At 73.4% G+C, this 15,984-nt stretch carries 9 protein-coding genes, 1 tRNA gene and 1 pseudogene; 10 read left to right on the top strand and 1 reads right to left on the bottom strand.

The genetic code is table 11. The features are described 5' to 3' along the window. The first annotated feature begins 48 nt into the window (after positions 1 to 48). The 9 genes and pseudogenes from ACVV2G_RS26980 to ACVV2G_RS26940 all read left to right on the top strand — a co-directional run. A complete protein-coding gene (locus ACVV2G_RS26980; RefSeq protein WP_453845363.1) occupies positions 49 to 642 on the top strand; it encodes a small secreted protein in 594 nt (197 codons plus the stop codon). A gap of 46 nt (positions 643 to 688) precedes the next feature. Then, complete coding sequence (locus ACVV2G_RS26975; protein WP_453845362.1) at positions 689 to 2,206, top strand: DUF7059 domain-containing protein; 1,518 nt, start codon at positions 689 to 691, stop codon at positions 2,204 to 2,206. 330 nt (positions 2,207 to 2,536) lie between these two features. After that, complete coding sequence (locus ACVV2G_RS26970; RefSeq protein WP_453845361.1) at positions 2,537 to 2,734, top strand: hypothetical protein; 198 nt, start codon at positions 2,537 to 2,539, stop codon at positions 2,732 to 2,734. 270 nt (positions 2,735 to 3,004) lie between these two features. Next, positions 3,005 to 5,848, top strand: a complete 2,844-nt coding sequence (topA, locus tag ACVV2G_RS26965; RefSeq protein WP_453845360.1) for a type I DNA topoisomerase — start codon at positions 3,005 to 3,007, stop codon at positions 5,846 to 5,848. A 224-nt stretch (positions 5,849 to 6,072) separates the two neighbouring features. Further along, the gene (gene tmk / locus ACVV2G_RS26960; RefSeq protein ID WP_453845359.1) at positions 6,073 to 9,486 is read left to right on the top strand and encodes a dTMP kinase; all 3,414 of its coding nucleotides are present in this window, start codon (positions 6,073 to 6,075) and stop codon (positions 9,484 to 9,486) included. Positions 9,487 to 9,845: 359 nt separating this feature from the next. Then, on the top strand, positions 9,846 to 11,051 hold the full coding sequence (locus ACVV2G_RS26955) for a DNA polymerase III subunit delta' (RefSeq protein ID WP_453845358.1): 1,206 nt from the start codon (positions 9,846 to 9,848) through the stop codon (positions 11,049 to 11,051). Positions 11,052 to 11,204: 153 nt separating this feature from the next. Continuing rightward, positions 11,205 to 12,818, top strand: a complete 1,614-nt coding sequence (locus ACVV2G_RS26950) for an alpha/beta hydrolase (protein ID WP_453845357.1) — start codon at positions 11,205 to 11,207, stop codon at positions 12,816 to 12,818. Positions 12,819 to 13,046: 228 nt separating this feature from the next. Next, positions 13,047 to 13,123 (top strand) — tRNA-Thr (locus ACVV2G_RS26945). Positions 13,124 to 13,737: 614 nt separating this feature from the next. Beyond that, positions 13,738 to 13,848, top strand: a pseudogene (locus ACVV2G_RS26940) (IS5/IS1182 family transposase); the annotation flags it as partial. Positions 13,849 to 13,985: 137 nt separating this feature from the next. On the opposite strand, the gene ACVV2G_RS26935 reads toward ACVV2G_RS26940, so the two are convergent. Continuing rightward, a complete protein-coding gene (locus ACVV2G_RS26935; RefSeq protein ID WP_453845356.1) occupies positions 13,986 to 14,564 on the bottom strand; it encodes a hypothetical protein in 579 nt (192 codons plus the stop codon). Between the two features lie 252 nt (positions 14,565 to 14,816). Here ACVV2G_RS26935 and ACVV2G_RS26930 point away from each other — a divergent pair, with 252 nt between their 5' ends. Then, entirely contained in the window at positions 14,817 to 15,722 is a 906-nt protein-coding gene (locus ACVV2G_RS26930; RefSeq protein ID WP_453845355.1) for a glycosyltransferase family 2 protein, read from the top strand. Positions 15,723 to 15,984 lie beyond the last annotated feature (262 nt).

Genomic DNA, 15,984 nt, shown 5'->3' with positions numbered 1-15,984 from the left:
TCCTGCGGATGTCCCCCATCCGGCGTGTATGTTCCGGGGCCGAGAGCCATGGAAGGGACCAATCCGGTGAACAAGAAGCTCGCGGCCGCACTGTCCGGCGGTGCGGTACTGGTACTGGCGTTGACGGGATGCGGCAGCGGCGACGACGACAACGACAAGCTGGACGCCTGGGCGAAGGACGTCTGCGACGCGGTGCAGCCGCAGGCCAGGAAGATCGAGTCGGCCAACGCCGCGATCCAGGAGGAGACCTCGGACAACAGCACGCCGGCTGAGGTCCAGAAGACCGACGCCAAGGCGTTCCAGGACATGTCCGACGCCTACAAGGCGATGGGCAGCGCCGTCCAGAAGGCCGGGGTGCCGGACGTCGACGAGGGCGAGAAGAAGCAGAAGGACGCCGTCACCGAACTCAACGGCCTCTCCTCGTCGTACGCCTCCCTACGCAAGCAGGTGGAGGAACTCGACACGAAGGACCAGGCCAAGTTCGCCGACGGCCTCAAGGACATCGCCACCGAGCTGAACAAGCTCAGCAAGAGCGGCAGCAACGCCCTGAAGACCCTGGAGGAGGGCGAGGTCGGCCAGGCGATGGCCAAGCAGGAGAGCTGCAGGTCGGCCTCGGTGACGCCGTCGGCGGCCGACAGCTGACGCCCGTTCCACAGGCACGGGCCGGGGGGCGGGCCACAATGGGGGTGTGAGTAACGCCAGCCTGTCCCCCCTGCCCTCCGCCGACCGCCCGGACGTCACCGCAAGGCTGCGGGACGCCCTGCTCGGCGCCTCCTTCACCGCCGACGGACTGCTGGAGCTGCTCGGCGCTCCCGCCTACGCGGCGCTGTCGCGCAGCGAGACCGTGCCCGCGCTCCGGGCCACCCGCGGCGACACGCCGTTGGAACGCCTCGTACGGCTGTTCCTGCTCCAGCAACCCGTGCCCCACGCGCGCGTGGCGGACGTGCTGCCCGTCGACGCCTGCCTGGAGAGCGGGTGGCTCGTCCGCGCGGGCGACGACGAGGTGGCGGCCACCGTGGACGTACGGCCGTACGGCGGGCCCGGCGGCGAGGACTGGTTCATCGTGTCCGACCTCGGTTGCGCGGTCGGCGGCGCCGGCGGCATCGGCCACCGCGCGCAGGGCGTCGTCCTCGGCGTCGGCGGCGCGTCCATGACACTGGCGGGCCTGACCGTCCGTAAGCCCGTCTCCGCCGCCCTCGACCTCGGTACCGGCTCCGGAATCCAGGCGCTGCACGCCGCCCGGCACGCCACGCGCGTGACGGCCACCGACGTCAACCCGCGCGCGCTGCACATCACCGCGCTCACGCTCGCCCTGTCCGGGGAGCAGGCCGCCGATCTGCGCGAGGGTTCGCTCTACGAGCCCGTCGACGACGGCGAGACGTACGACCTGATCGTCTCCAACCCGCCGTTCGTCATCTCACCGGGCGCCCGGCTCACCTACCGCGACGGCGGGATGGGCGGGGACGATCTGTGCCGGTCGCTCGTTCAGCAGACGGGGGAGCGCCTGAACGAGGGAGGGTTCGCGCACTTCCTCGCCAACTGGCAGCACGTGGAGGGGGAGGACTGGACGGACCGGCTGCGCTCCTGGGTGCCGCGCGGCTGCGACGCCTGGATCGTGCAGCGCGAGGTGCAGGACGTCACGCAGTACGCCGAGCTGTGGCTCAGGGACGCGGGCGACCACCGCGCCGACGCGGCCGAGTACCAGGCGCGCTACGACGCGTGGCTGGACGAGTTCGAGGCCCGCAAGGTCAAGGCGGTCGGCTTCGGCTGGATCACGCTGCGCCGGACCGGGGCCGCGGAGCCCTCGATCACCACGGAGGAATGGCCGCACCCGATCGAGCAGCCGCTCGGCGAGACGGTGCGCGCGCACTTCGACCGCATCGACTACCTGCGCGCCCACGACGACGCCGCCCTGCTGGAGGCGCACTTCACGCTGGCCGGTGAGGTCGTCCAGGAGCAGGTGGGGCTGCCCGGCGCCGAGGACCCGGAGCACGTCGTCCTGCGCCAGAACCGCGGCATGCGTCGCGCCACCCGGGTCGACACCGTCGGCGCCGGTTTCGCGGGCGTCTGCGACGGCACCATGAGCGCCGGCCGGATCCTGGACGCCATCGCCCAACTGGTCGGCGAGGACCCGGTGGCGCTGCGTGACCGCACGCCCGCCCAGATCCGGCTCCTGGTGGAACTGGGTTTCCTCGAACCGGCGTAGGGCCGGGCCTCGTGGTCCGGGTACCGGCGTGGGGCCGGGCCCGGCGGTCGGGGAACCGCCGCAGAGCTGGCCCCGGTGGTCCGGGTACCGGCGCTGGGCCGGACCCCGGCGGTCGGGAAATCAGCGCAGAGCTGGCCCCTGTGGCCCGGGAACCGCCGCAGGGCCGGACCCCGGCGGCCCGCGCCGCCGTACGGGAGAAACGAGCCACGGCGGTCACGTCGCCGATCCGTCGGCTGCTCGTTCACCTCGGGTTCGCCTGCCCGCCGCCCGTGCGTGACAGCCTCGCCGGGGCTGGACACGCGCGGGCTGGAGAAAAGGGGCACGGGGACCATGGAGAGCGGGCCGGCGATCTTCGCGGGGACGGTGTTCGCCCTGTTCGGGGCAGGGCTGCTGACGTGGACCACGACCCGGCTCCGGCACGGCCGGCCCGTCGCACACGGTGTGAGCCCCGTCGCATCCGCGACCCTCGCGACCGTCGCCGGGGTCGTCGCGCTGGCCCTCGGGGCATGGTGCCTGACGCGCGTGTGAGAGGCCGGTTCCGGACCCCGGCCGCACCCCCGCCCAGGTAATCGGGGGATCGCGCTCCGGATACGCCCGTCAGGGCCGGTCCGCACTCCGGGCGGCAGGAACAGGGTTCGTCGGGTTACCGTTCGAGTGGCCGTTGCGGGCTTTTCCCGTTTGACACGGGGGCGGGAGGTACCGTCACACTCCGCAGCGTCACGACCGAAACGCAGCACGACCCGACCCCGGGAGCACTGCCTGGGGAGGCCCCAGCGTCGACCGGAGAGAAGAGCGAAGTTGTCCCCGACCAGCGAGACCGCGAACGGCGGCCGCCGACTCGTCATCGTCGAGTCGCCTGCCAAGGCGAAGACGATCAAGGGCTATCTCGGCCCTGGCTACGTCGTCGAGGCGAGCGTCGGGCACATCCGCGACCTTCCCAGCGGCGCCGCGGAGGTGCCCGAGAAGTACACCGGCGAGGTCCGCCGCCTCGGTGTGGACGTCGAACACGACTTCCAGCCGATCTATGTGGTCAACGCTGACAAGAAGGCACAGGTCAAGAAGCTCAAGGACCTGCTGAAGGACTCCGACGAGCTCTTCCTCGCCACCGATGAGGACCGCGAGGGCGAGGCCATCGCGTGGCACCTCCAGGAAGTCCTCAAGCCGAAGATCCCCGTCAAGCGCATGGTCTTCCACGAGATCACCAAGGACGCGATCCGGGCCGCGGTCGCCAACCCGCGCCAGCTCAACCAGAAGCTCGTCGACGCCCAGGAGACCCGCCGCATCCTCGACCGCCTCTACGGCTACGAGGTCTCGCCGGTCCTGTGGAAGAAGGTCATGCCGCGCCTGTCGGCCGGCCGGGTCCAGTCCGTCGCCACCCGGCTCGTGGTCGAGCGGGAACGCGAGCGCAGGGCGTTCCGCTCCGCCGAGTACTGGGACCTGACGGGCACCTTCGCGACCGGCCGGGCGGGGGACCTGTCGGACCCGTCGTCGCTCGTCGCCCGTCTGCAGACCGTCGACGGCAGGCGCGTCGCACAGGGGCGCGACTTCGACTCCCTGGGGCAGATCAAGAGCGCGAACACCCTCCACCTCGACGAGGCGAACGCCCGCGCGCTCGCCGCCGCCCTGGAGAACACCCGGTTCGCGGTCCGCTCCGTCGAGTCCAAGCCGTACCGCCGCTCGCCGTACGCCCCGTTCCGCACGACGACGCTCCAGCAGGAGGCCTCGCGCAAGCTCGGCTTCGGCGCCAAGGCGACCATGCAGATCGCCCAGAAGCTGTACGAGAACGGCTACATCACCTACATGCGTACGGACTCGACGACCCTGAGCGACACGGCGGTCACCGCCGCACGCGCCCAGGTCACGCAGCTGTACGGCGCCGACTACCTCCCCGCCCAGCCGCGGACGTACGCCGGCAAGGTCAAGAACGCGCAGGAGGCGCACGAGGCGATCCGCCCCTCGGGCGACCGCTTCCGCACGCCCGCCGAGACCGGCCTCGGCGGCGACCAGTTCAGGCTCTACGAGCTGATCTGGAAGCGGACCGTCGCCTCCCAGATGAAGGACGCGACCGGCAACAGCGTCACCGTGAAGATCGGTGGCGCCGCCTCCGACGGCCGGGACGTGGAGTTCAGCGCGTCCGGCAAGACGATCACCTTCCACGGCTTCCTGAAGGCGTACGTCGAGGGTGCCGACGACCCGAACGCCGAGCTGGACGACCGGGAGCGCCGCCTGCCGCAGGTCAGCGAGGGCGACGCCCTCACGGCCGAGCAGATCACGGTCGACGGCCACGCCACCAAGCCCCCGGCCCGCTACACCGAGGCGTCGCTGGTCAAGGAGCTGGAGGAGCGCGAGATCGGCCGCCCGTCGACCTACGCGTCGATCATCGGCACGATCCTGGACCGCGGCTACGTCTTCAAGAAGGGCACGGCCCTCGTCCCGTCCTTCCTGTCCTTCGCCGTGGTCAACCTCCTGGAGAAGCACTTCGGGCGGCTCGTCGACTACGACTTCACCGCCAAGATGGAGGACGACCTCGACGCCATCGCGCGCGGCGAGGCCCAGGCGGTGCCGTGGCTGCGCCGCTTCTACTTCGGCGAGGGCGCCGGCAGCGGCGGAGCGGCCGACGCCGGCAACGGCGACGGGGACCACCTCGGCGGCCTCAAGGAGCTGGTGACCGACCTCGGCGCGATCGACGCGCGCGAGGTGTCCTCCTTCCCCGTCGGCAACGACATCGTGCTGCGCGTCGGACGCTACGGCCCGTACGTCGAGCGCGGTGAGAAGGACGCCGAGAACCACCAGCGCGCCGACGTGCCCGAGGACCTGGCACCGGACGAGCTGTCCGTCGAGCTGGCGGAGGAACTGCTCGCCAAGCCGAGCGGCGACTTCGAACTGGGCACCGACCCGGCCACCGGCCACACCATCGTCGCCAAGGACGGCCGCTACGGTCCCTACGTCACCGAGGTGCTCCCCGAGGGCACCCCGAAGACCGGCAAGAACGCCGTGAAGCCGCGTACGGCCTCGCTGTTCAAGACGATGGCGCTGGACACGGTCACCCTGGACGACGCCCTGAAGCTGATGTCGCTGCCGCGTGTCGTCGGCGCCGACGCCGAGGGCGTCGAGATCACCGCGCAGAACGGCCGCTACGGCCCGTACCTGAAGAAGGGCACGGACTCGCGGTCCCTGACGTCCGAGGAGCAGCTCTTCACGATCACGCTGGAGGAGGCGCTGGCGATCTACGCCCAGCCCAAGCAGCGTGGCCGGGCGGCGGCCAAGCCGCCGCTCAAGGAGCTGGGCACGGACCCGGTCAGCGAGAAGCCGGTCGTGGTCAAGGACGGCCGCTTCGGCCCGTACGTCACCGACGGCGAGACCAATGCGACCCTGCGCTCCGGCGACAGCGTCGAGGAGATCACGCCGGAGCGCGGCTACGAGCTGCTCGCCGAGAAGCGCGCCAAGGGGCCCGCCAAGAAGACGGCGAAGAAGACGGCCGCCAAGAAGGCTCCGGCCAAGAAGGCTCCGGCCAAGAAGGCGGCGGCCACCAAGAAGACGGCGGCGGCGAAGACGACGGCCGCGAAGAAGACCGCGGCGAAGAAGACGGCCACCCGGGCGGTCGCCGGGAAGACCACCGCGTCGAAGGCGTCGGAGGACTGAACCCGGTCCGGTTCCTGAACCCGGTCCGGTTCCTGAACCCGGTCCGGTTCCTGAACCCGGTCCGGTTTCTGAACCCGGTCCGGTTCCTGAGCCCGGCTCAGGAACCCCGCGGAGCCTCGCGCGCTCTTCGCGAAACGAACGCCCCGGCATCATTTCGGTGTCGGGGCGTGCGTGCGTTCGGCCGGGCACGCCGGACTGTCGTCGGCGACCAGTAGGCTGAACGCATGACGCGAGCCGAGCAGCCAACGGCCCCTCACCCCGCCCCGGACGACGCCCTGGTCGCGGACTCCCGCGAGCGCGCCGTCCGCGCCCTGCTGCGCCGGCCGCAGCTGAGGCGCTTGTGGAGCGCACAGCTCGTGGGGGGTGTCGGCGACATTCTCGCCCTCCTGGTGCTGGTCCTCCTCGTCGTCCAGGCCGCGATCGGCGCGGGCTCGTTCGGCGGTGGTTACCGGGGCGTGGCGTTCGCAGTGGCGATCGTTTTCGGCGTACGCGTCCTGGCGACGCTGCTCTTCGGCGCGGTCCTGCTCGGGCCGCTGTCCTCGCTCACCTCGCCGGACGGCCCGCTGGACCGGCGCTGGACCATGGTCGGCGCGGACGGGCTGCGGGCCGCGCTGCTGATCGTCGCGCCGCTGTGGATCGACTGGACGCCGGACGACGCGCTCGCCGTTCTCCTGGTGACCGTCTTCGTCACCGGCGTCGCCGAGCGCTTCTGGACGGTCTGCCGGGAGAGCGCGGCCCCCGCGCTGCTGCCCGCGCCGCCCCCGGAGGGCGCGACGGTCCGACCGCTGCCGGACCACATGGACGCGCTGCGCCGCCTGTCACTGCGTACGGGCTTCGTCGCGATCCCGCTGGCCGGCGCCGCGCTCGTCGTCGCGGGCCTGCTGAACAACCTGCTGGGCGCCGGTGTCGACTGGTTCGCCGAGCACCAGGCGGCGCTCGGTTCGTACGTCGCGGCCGGACTGTTCGCCGCGTCCCTGTCTGTCCTGACGTTCCTGGAGCTGCCCTCGGTCCGCACCCCCCGCGCGCGCTCGCCGCTGGAGGGCCTGCGCCGGCCGAGGAGCGGCACGGGCGCCGACAAGGGCCGTACCGGCGTCCTCCCGCTGCTGGTGCTCGCCTGCGCCGCGGTCGCCGCCGTGGTGGCCGCCGTGGTCGCCGTGGCGGTGCTGCACGCCAAGGACCTGGGCGGCGGCCCCGTGCTGTACGGGCTGATGGTGGGCGCGCTGACCGGCGGGGTCGTCGTCGGCATCCGTACGGCGCCCGCCCTGCTGCCCTCCCTGTCCCGCCGGCGCCTGCTGGCCCTGGCGATCGCCTTCGTCGGCGTCGCCCTGCTGGCCGCGGGCCTCGTCCCCGACGACACCACCGTGCTGCTGCTCCTGGCGCTGGCAGGCATCGGCGCGGGAGTGGCCGCCAACACCGGGCACGCGCTGCTCGACCAGGAGACCGAGGACCACCGCCGGGCGCGGACGACCGAGCACCTGCACGCGGTCGTCCGGGTCTGCGTGGCGCTCGGCGCGGTCGTCGCCCCCGTGGTGGCGGCGGCGATCGGGCCGCACCGCCTGGAGAACGGCAGGTTCGTCTTCGCGCACGGCGGCGCCGCGTTCTGGCTGATGCTGGCCGGGGCGCTGCTGCTGCCGGTGGCCGCGCTGGTACTGGCCAAGGTCGACGACCGTTCCGGGGTGCCGCTGCGGCAGGACCTGCGGGACGCGCTGCTCGGCGGCGACGACCCGGTCCCCGCGCCCGCGAAGGGCGGCTTCTTCATCGCCCTGGAAGGCGGCGACGGCGCCGGGAAGTCCACCCAGGCCGAGGCACTCGCCGAGTGGATCAGGGGCAAGGGGCACGAGGTCGTGCTGACGCGCGAGCCGGGGGCGACGCCGGTGGGCAAGCGCCTGCGCTCCATCCTGCTGGACGTGTCGAGCGCCGGGCTGTCCCACCGCGCGGAGGCACTGCTGTACGCCGCCGACCGCGCGGAGCACGTCGACACCGTGGTCCGGCCCGCCCTGGAGCGCGGCGCCGTGGTCGTCTCCGACCGGTACATCGACTCCTCGGTGGCCTACCAGGGTGCCGGCCGCGACCTGTCCCCCACCGAGATCGCCCGCATCAACCGCTGGGCGACCAACGGGCTCGTCCCGCACCTGACCGTCCTGCTGGACGTCTCGCCGGAGGCCGCGCGCGAGCGGTTCACCGAGGCGCCGGACCGGCTGGAGTCGGAGCCCGCCGAGTTCCACGCGCGCGTACGCTCCGGTTTCCTGACCCTGGCCGCGGCCGACCCCGGCCGCTACCTCGTCGTGGACGCGGGCCAGGAGCCCGAGGCCGTCACCACCGCCGTGCGCCACCGGCTCGACCGGGTGCTGCCGCTGTCCGAGGCCGAGATCAAGGCCCGGGAGGAGGCTCGCCGCAAGGCCGAGGAGGAAGCGCGCCGCAAGGCCGAGGAGGAGGCTGCGCGCAAGGCCGAGGAGGAGCGCCTGGAGCGCGAGCGCCTCGAGCAGCTGGAGCGGCTGCGCGCCGAGGAGGAGGAGCGCAAGCGGCGCGAGCTGGAGGAGGCGCAGCGGCGCGAGGCCGAGCGGCAGGCGGAGGAGGCCCGGCAGCGGGCCGAGGAAGCGCGCCGGAAGGCCGAGGAGGAACGGGCACGGCTCCTCGCAGAGGAGAAGGCGCGGGCCGAGGAGGAGGCGCGACGCCGGGCCGAGGAGGAGCGGCGGCGCAAGCAGGCCGAGGAGGAGGAGCGGCTGCGGGCCGAGGCCGAGGCCCGGCGCCTGGAGAAGCAGCGCAAGGCCGAGGAGGCCCTGATGCGCGCCGAGGAGGCACGCCGGGCCGCGGAGCAGGCGGCTGCCGCGGCCGCCGCGGGCCCGAAGCCGACGGCACCTCCCGCGGCGGCGGGGCCCCGGCCGGCGCCGGCCGCTCCGGCTCCCTCGGACGCGGCGACCGTCGCGACGCCGGCCGTGGCCCCGGAGAAAGCCTCCGGCGGGCCGGTGGAGGACACGGCGGTACTGCGGCCGGTGCGCGACCCGCGGGAGGAAGCCCGCAGGGAGGACGAGGGCAGCGGGGCCTCCGGCGTCTCCGAGTCCGAGGTGACGACCGAGCTGCCCGTGCCCCCGGCGCCGCCCGTGAGGCCGGGAGCGGCGGACGAGACGGCGGTACTGCCGGCGGTGGAGCCGCGTGCCGCCGAGGAGACGGCGGTGCTGCCGCCCGTGAGGCCGGGAGCGGCGGACGGGGCGGCGATGCCGCCGGCGGTGGAGTCGCGTGCCGCCGAGGAGACGGCGGTGCTGCCCGCGGTGGAGCCGCGTGCTGCCGAGGAGACGGCCGTGCCGCCGCCCGTACGCGGAGGCGACCCCGCCGACCGGGTTCCTCCGGGCTACTTCCGGGAGGAAGGCCAGGCCGCCGGTGCCGGGCGGCCCGAGGAGGCGCAGGACCGCACGCGTGAGATGCCCCGGATCGACCCCGAGCAGGCTGCTCCGCCCCGCAGACGCCGCTCCGACTGGGCCGAGGAGACTCCGCTGGACGACCTGCCGACGTTGGCGGACGAGCTGCTGGGACCGCACGACCGCGACGGAGGCGACCGCGCCGACGGTGGCCGGAGCGACGGGCGCGACGGACGCGACGGTGACGAGGGTCGCCGGGGCAAGGGGCGGGGCCGGCGCTGACCGGCCGGAGTGTCGGTGCCTCGGGCGCTCCGCGGCGCGCGGCCAGGTGCACAGGGGGCCGGAGCGAGGGCGGCCGGGACGAGGGCGGTCGGGGCGGCGGCAGCCGGGCGGCCGCGGTGGCCGCGGTGGCGAAGGCCGCGACGGAGACGCCCGCGCCGGCGGAGCGGCCCGCCGGGGAAGGACGCTGCGGCGGACGGCGCGCGGGGTGGCGCACCCCGACCCGCCGGCCCACCCCGGCTCGGCACCGGGCGCCCGGCTCCCGTTGTCAGTGCCGCCCCGCACAATGGAAGGCGCGACGCGGGGTGCGGCGCGCGGCGCGGAGCAGTGCGGCGGAGTGCGACGGAAGGACGGCGTGACCCATGACCGTGTGGGACGACCTCGTCGGGCAGGAGAGGGTGAGCGAGCAGCTCGCCGCGGCAGCCCGGGACGCCGACGCCGTCGTCACCGCCGCCGCGGACGCCGGCCCCCTCCCCGAGACGTCGAGCATGACGCACGCCTGGCTGTTCACCGGCCCGCCCGGCGCGGGAGTGACACAGACGGCGCGGGCCTTCGCCGCCGCTCTGCAGTGTGTGAGCCCCGACCGGGCCCTGGGCGGCGTCCCCGGGTGCGGCTTCTGCGACGGATGCCACACGGCGCTCATCGGCACGCACGCGGACGTCAGCACGGTCACCGCCGTCGGCGCGGAGATCCGCGTCGGGGACATGCGGGACACGGTCCGCAAGTCGTTCACCTCGCCGGCCACCGGCCGCTGGCAGATCATCCTGGTCGAGGACGCCGAGCGGCTGAACGAGAAGTCCGCCAACGCGGTCCTCAAAGCCGTCGAGGAGCCCGCCCCGCGGACCGTGTGGATGCTGTGCGCCCCGTCCGTCGAGGACGTCCTGCCCACCATCCGCTCCCGCTGCCGCCACCTGAACCTCCGCACCCCCTCGGTGGAGGCCGTCGCCGACATGCTCGTGCGCCGCGAGGGCGTCGAGCCGGACGTCGCCGCCGCGGCGGCCCGTGCCACGCAGGGCCACGTCGACCGGGCCCGCCGCCTGGCCACCGACCCGGCGGCCCGCGAGCGCCGGGCCGCCGTACTGAAGCTGCCGCTGCGGGTCGGGGACGTCGGCAGCGCGCTCAGGGCGGCCCAGGAGCTGGTCGACGCGGCGGCGGCGGACGCCAAGCAGCTCGCCGAGGACACGGACGCCAAGGAGACCGAGGAGCTGAAGGCCGCCCTGGGCGCCGCCCAGGGCGGCCGGCTGCCGCGGGGCACGGCGGGTGTGATGAAGGATCTGGAGGACAACCAGAAACGGCGCCGGACACGCACGCAGCGCAACACCCTCGACCTCGCCCTGTCCGACCTCACCGCCTTCTACCGCGACGTGCTCGCGCTCCAGCTCGGCTCCCGCGTCGCGATCGCCAACGCCGACGCCGAGGAGGCCCTGGAGCGCATCGCCGGCGGCAGCTCCCCCGAGTCCACGCTCCGCCGCATCGAGGCGATCGCCGCCTGCGGTGAGGCACTCGACCGCAATGTTCCGCCGCTGCTCGCGGTGGAGGCGATGACGATGGCCCTCAGAGCGGGCTGACCCGCCGGGAGCCGGGGCCCGGAGCCCTGAGCCGGGACCCCGGGGCCGGAATCCGGGTGCCGGGAGCCACGACGGCGGTTGACGGCGTAACTCGTACGAGGCATGCCGGGCACGCAGAGCATTGCCGCCATCGCGGAGAGTTACGCTCGCTGGATGTACACAAGGCGCACTCACCGCAGGACCCGCACCGGCAGGATCCGTACCGGAGCCTCGCTCCTGACCGCGGCGTTGCTCGCCACCGCCTGCTCGGCCGGGGGCGCGTCGACGTCCGCCGGTTCCCCGGCGGCGGAGGCTGCCGGACCGACGGAGGCGGCGACGCTGGCCGCGCTGCCGCAGGCCACGCCCTCCGCGCTGTCGCCGTACTACGAGCAGAAGCTGACCTGGCGCGACTGCGGGGTCCCGGGCTTCCAGTGCGCCACCATGAAGGCCCCGCTCGACTACGCGAAGCCGGCCGAGGGGGACGTCCGGCTCGCGGTGGCCCGCAAGAAGGCCACCGGACCCGGCGAGCGGCTCGGCTCACTGCTGGTGAACCCGGGCGGACCGGGCGGCTCGGCGATCGGCTACCTCCAGCAGTACGCGGGCATCGGCTACCCGAAGGAGGTCCGCGCACAGTACGACATGGTGGCGGTCGACCCGCGGGGCGTGGCCCGCAGTGAGCCCATCGAGTGCCTCGACGGCCGTGAGATGGACGCGTACACGCAGACGGACGTCACCCCCGACGACCAGGGCGAGACGGACGAGCTGGTCGAGGCCTACAAGGAGTTCGCCGAGGGCTGCGGAGCGGACGCACCGAAACTGCTGCGCCACGTCTCGACGGTCGAGGCGGCCCGGGACATGGACGTCCTGCGGGCGGTGCTGGGCGACGAGAAGCTGACCTACGTCGGTGCCTCGTACGGCACGTTCCTCGGGGCGACGTACGCGGGCCTGTTCCCGGACCGGGTGGGCCGCCTCGTCCTGGACGGCGCGATGGACCCGTCGCTGCCCGCACGCCGCCTGAACCTGGAGCAGACGGCGGGCTTCGAGACGGCCTTCCAGTCCTTCGCGAAGGACTGCGTACGGCAGCCGGACTGCCCCCTGGGGGGCGAGGGCACCTCGCCCGGCCGGGTCGGCGAGAACCTGAAGGCCTTCTTCGACGACGTGGACGCCGAGCCGGTCCCCGCGGGGGACGCCGACGGCCGCAAGCTCACCGAGTCCCTGGCCCTCACCGGTGTGATCGCGGCGATGTACGACGAGGGCGCCTGGCAGCAGCTGCGCGAGTCGCTCACCTCGGCGATGGAGGAGAACGACGGCGCCGGCCTGCTGGTCCTGTCCGACAGCTACTACGAGCGCGAGGCCGACGGCAGCTACGGCAACCTGATGTTCGCCAACGCCAGCGTGAACTGCCTGGACCTTCCCGCGGCCTTCTCCTCCCCGGACGAGGTGCGCGAGGCGCTGCCCGACTTCGAGAAGGCGTCCCCGGTCTTCGGCGAGGGCCTCGCCTGGGCCTCCCTGAACTGCGCGTACTGGCCCGTGCAGCCCACGGGCGAGCCGCACCGCATCGAGGCCGCCGGCGCCACCCCGATCGTCGTGGTCGGCACCACCCGGGACCCGGCCACCCCGTACCGCTGGGCCGAGGCCCTGGCCGACCAGCTCTCCTCCGGCCACCTCCTCACCTACGAGGGCGACGGCCACACCGCCTACGGCCGCGGCAGCACCTGCATCGACTCCGCGATCAACACCTACCTCCTGCGCGGCACCCCACCACAGGACGGCAAACGCTGCTCGTAAACGCCCCCGGGTGCCGCGGCGACCGGCCCCCGGGTCCGCCGAGACCGGCCCGAGGGCCCGCCGCAGCCGGCCCGGGGTACCGCGGCGACCGGCCCGAGGGCCCGCGGCTTCCGCCCCGGCAGCCTGCACCACCCGCCCCGGAGCCCGGCCTCCGGGGCGGGTACGAAGCACCCCCGGAAACTGTGTAGACTTACCGACGTTGCTGATCGCACCATGGGTGCACAGCGCGCCGCCTTAGCTCAGATGGCCAGAGCAACGCACTCGTAATGCGTAGGTCTCGGGTTCGAATCCCGAAGGCGGCTCCATTGGTGAACCCCAGGTCAGGCATCTGACCTGGGGTTTCTTGTTCTCGTTGACCTTGGAATCCTGGCCAATCGGACACTCGTAGTCGGCGCATCGTAATGCGTAGGTCGGAGGTGTCGTTTCCGTGACAGGATTCAGGGTGGAGTGTCTGACCTTGGCTTTTACGTGCTCCGACGGCTGGTGTGGGCTCACGTGAGTGGGCTCCGGTGGACGAGCGGTGGACAGCCGTGCAGCGGCGGTGCAGGTAGTGGCCGAAACCTGGTGATGAGGACTGTCATTTCTGGCCTTGGCGACGAGCGGGTCGACAGTTGGCCATCGTTGTCGACGACTCGCCCTCCAGTGCGGGAAGGTCAACGACCCGTATCCAGGCGGTGATCACGGCCTACCGCACCAGGGAGGGCCAGGACAAGCCGGGGCTCTACGCCGACGCCGGGTTCCCCATCTGTGGCGCATCGAGGGTGAATCAGATCTGCCGGTCGTGCTCACCCACGAGCTTCGACGACGCCGCCCGGGCACATGGCCGTCGGCAGTCACCGCCACTCGTTGCCCACATCTGTCCCGTAATCGTTGGGATCTCGCCCTCGCCGACCTCTCCCGACAGGCAACCGGTCCGCCCGTCGCCACCCTCAAGTCCTGGCGGCTCCTCCGCAAACTGCGGTGCTCGACCACCCGGATCACCAGCCTCGTCCAAGCCGTCCTCACCGTTCATCTGACCAGCTCGGAGTGAGGATGGAAAAGGCTCACTGGCGCGAGACCCCGGGCGACCTCCCCCTCGGCCGGCGGTGTCCGGGGCGGGGCAGCCGTTGCGGCGTGTGCTGGAGCCGGAGCGGTGGTACCGCCGGGCCCGGCGTCGGTCCGGGACGGTCAGGCGTCGCATGAGCCGGGGAGGCCGAGCGACCGCTCCACGGCATCGAGCCGGCGCTCCTGGCGGCGGAGCGTGAAGGGGCCGGCGAGGGCGCACAGGACGCAGAGCAGCATCACGGCGGCGAAACCGTAGGAGCCGTCTGCGACGTGGGCGACCGCCACAAGGGACCACAGAGTGACCAGTCCCCGCTGCACCCAGCGGTACGCCCTGCGCCGCTGGAGGTCCAGAGCCCGGCGCTGCCGCCCGAGGACGTCCAGGACCGCCGGCCGTACGGCGGGGTCGGCAGGGGGCCTTCCGCGACGCACGTCCTGGCTGATGCGGAGGAGCTGACCGGCGTTCAGGCCGAAGCGCCGCGCCCGCCGGCCCTCCCGGCGCAACACCACGGCGAGGACGACGGCCGTGAGGACCGACCCGATCGCCGCGACGATGGCCCCGGACCACAGCCGGTGTCTGCCGTCCTCTGCCAGCGCACCGACGGCGAACCCCACCGCCGCCGTTGACAGCAACATCCCGGCCACACGCACGGCCGTCCAGGAGCGGTGGCTGCCGTGAGGCCCCTCGTCCGCTGCGCCAGCCATCCGAACACCCCCTGTCGTCCGTCCCGTCGGATCATTTCTCCTACCCGTCGGAGGGGGCGGCATCCACGGCGCGCCCGTGCCCGTGGCCGGGCGCCGGCCGGCGGTCCTGGGCGGTGGCGTGCGGGCGGGCGGGGTGGCAGCGGACACGGCCAGTACGGCGAACCGCTGGGCCGCCGGTGGCCGTACGCCGTGAATCCGTGTCGTGAACGGCTAGCATCGCGCACACGCTGCCGGCAGGGACGAGGTGAGGGCATGGGCGAGGTCACGGGTGCACCGAGGATCGCCGTCGCCGTGGTGACCATGGGGAACCGGCCCGCCGAGGTCGACGCCCTGCTGGAGTCCGTGGCCAAGCAGGACGTCCCGCCCGCGCGGATCGTCGTCGTCGGCAACGGCTGCCCGCTGCCCGAGTTCGCCGCGCGGCTGTCGCTGCCCGGTGAGGTCACGTCGATCGAGGTGGACGAGAACCTCGGCTGTCCCGGCGGACGCAACGTGGCGCTCGCGCGGTTGCGGGAGTTCGGCGACACCGACGTGGTCGTGGAACTGGACGACGACGGACTGCTCGTCGACGCCGATGTACTGCGCCGAGTGGGGGAGTTGTTCGCCGCCGACGACCGGCTCGGCATCGTCGGCTTCCGGATCGCCGACGAGAACGGCGAGACACAGCAGCGGCACGTCCCCCGGGTCGGCGCCTCCGACCCCATGCGGGGCGGGTACGTCACCGGCTTCCTCGGCGGCGGTCACGCGCTGCGGTCGGCGATGCTCGACGAGATCGGCGACTGGCCCGCCGAGTTCTTCTTCGCGCATGAGGAGACCGACCTGGCCTGGCGGGCGGCCGACGCCGGGTGGCGGATCCTGTACGCCCCCGAACTGCTGCTCCAGCACCCGAGGACCTCGCCCGCGCGGCACGCCATCTACTTCCGGGTCAACGCCCGCAACCGGGTGTGGCTCACCCGGCGCCGGCTGCCGCTGCCGCTCATCCCCGTCCACCTCGGGGTGTGGATGCTGCTCACGCTGGCGCGGAACCGGTCGCTCGGCGGGCTGCGGGCGTGGTTCGGCGGTTTCGCGGAGGGGCTGCGCAGTCCGGCGGGGGAGCGGCGGCCGATGCGCTGGCGCACCGTGGTGCGGCTCACGCGACTGGGGCGCCCGCCCGTAGTCTGAGCGGTCGCGCGGAGACCGAAGTCCCGCGGGCTCCGCCGCCGTTCCGCGTGCTCCGCCGTTTCGCGTGCGCTGCTGTCTCGCGTGCTCCGCCGTTCCGCTTGCTCCGCCACCCGGTGGCGGTTCATCGGGCGCCTCTGCATCCTGTGCGCCCTCCCCGTCCGCTGCGCTCTCGCGTCCTCCGTGACACCGACCCGCTTGCTCTGCCGCGCGGCCCGCTCGCGTCTCCGCGGGGCGCCCGGCGCTCCGATGGCGCCCCGCCCGG

This window comes from Streptomyces sp. JK94, assembly GCF_053613315.1.
Note: the sequence above shows the minus strand (reverse complement) of the source record. Positions and strands in the feature narration are given on the sequence as shown.

Coding starts and splice junctions, on each gene's coding strand:
- ACVV2G_RS26950 (WP_453845357.1), top strand. CDS start 11,205: ATGTACACAAGGCGCACTCACCGCAGGACCCGCACCGGCAGGATCCGT.
- ACVV2G_RS26935 (WP_453845356.1), bottom strand. CDS start 14,564: ATGGCTGGCGCAGCGGACGAGGGGCCTCACGGCAGCCACCGCTCCTGG.
- ACVV2G_RS26980 (WP_453845363.1), top strand. CDS start 49: ATGGAAGGGACCAATCCGGTGAACAAGAAGCTCGCGGCCGCACTGTCC.
- ACVV2G_RS26970 (WP_453845361.1), top strand. CDS start 2,537: ATGGAGAGCGGGCCGGCGATCTTCGCGGGGACGGTGTTCGCCCTGTTC.
- ACVV2G_RS26955 (WP_453845358.1), top strand. CDS start 9,846: ATGACCGTGTGGGACGACCTCGTCGGGCAGGAGAGGGTGAGCGAGCAG.
- tmk (WP_453845359.1), top strand. CDS start 6,073: ATGACGCGAGCCGAGCAGCCAACGGCCCCTCACCCCGCCCCGGACGAC.
- ACVV2G_RS26930 (WP_453845355.1), top strand. CDS start 14,817: ATGGGCGAGGTCACGGGTGCACCGAGGATCGCCGTCGCCGTGGTGACC.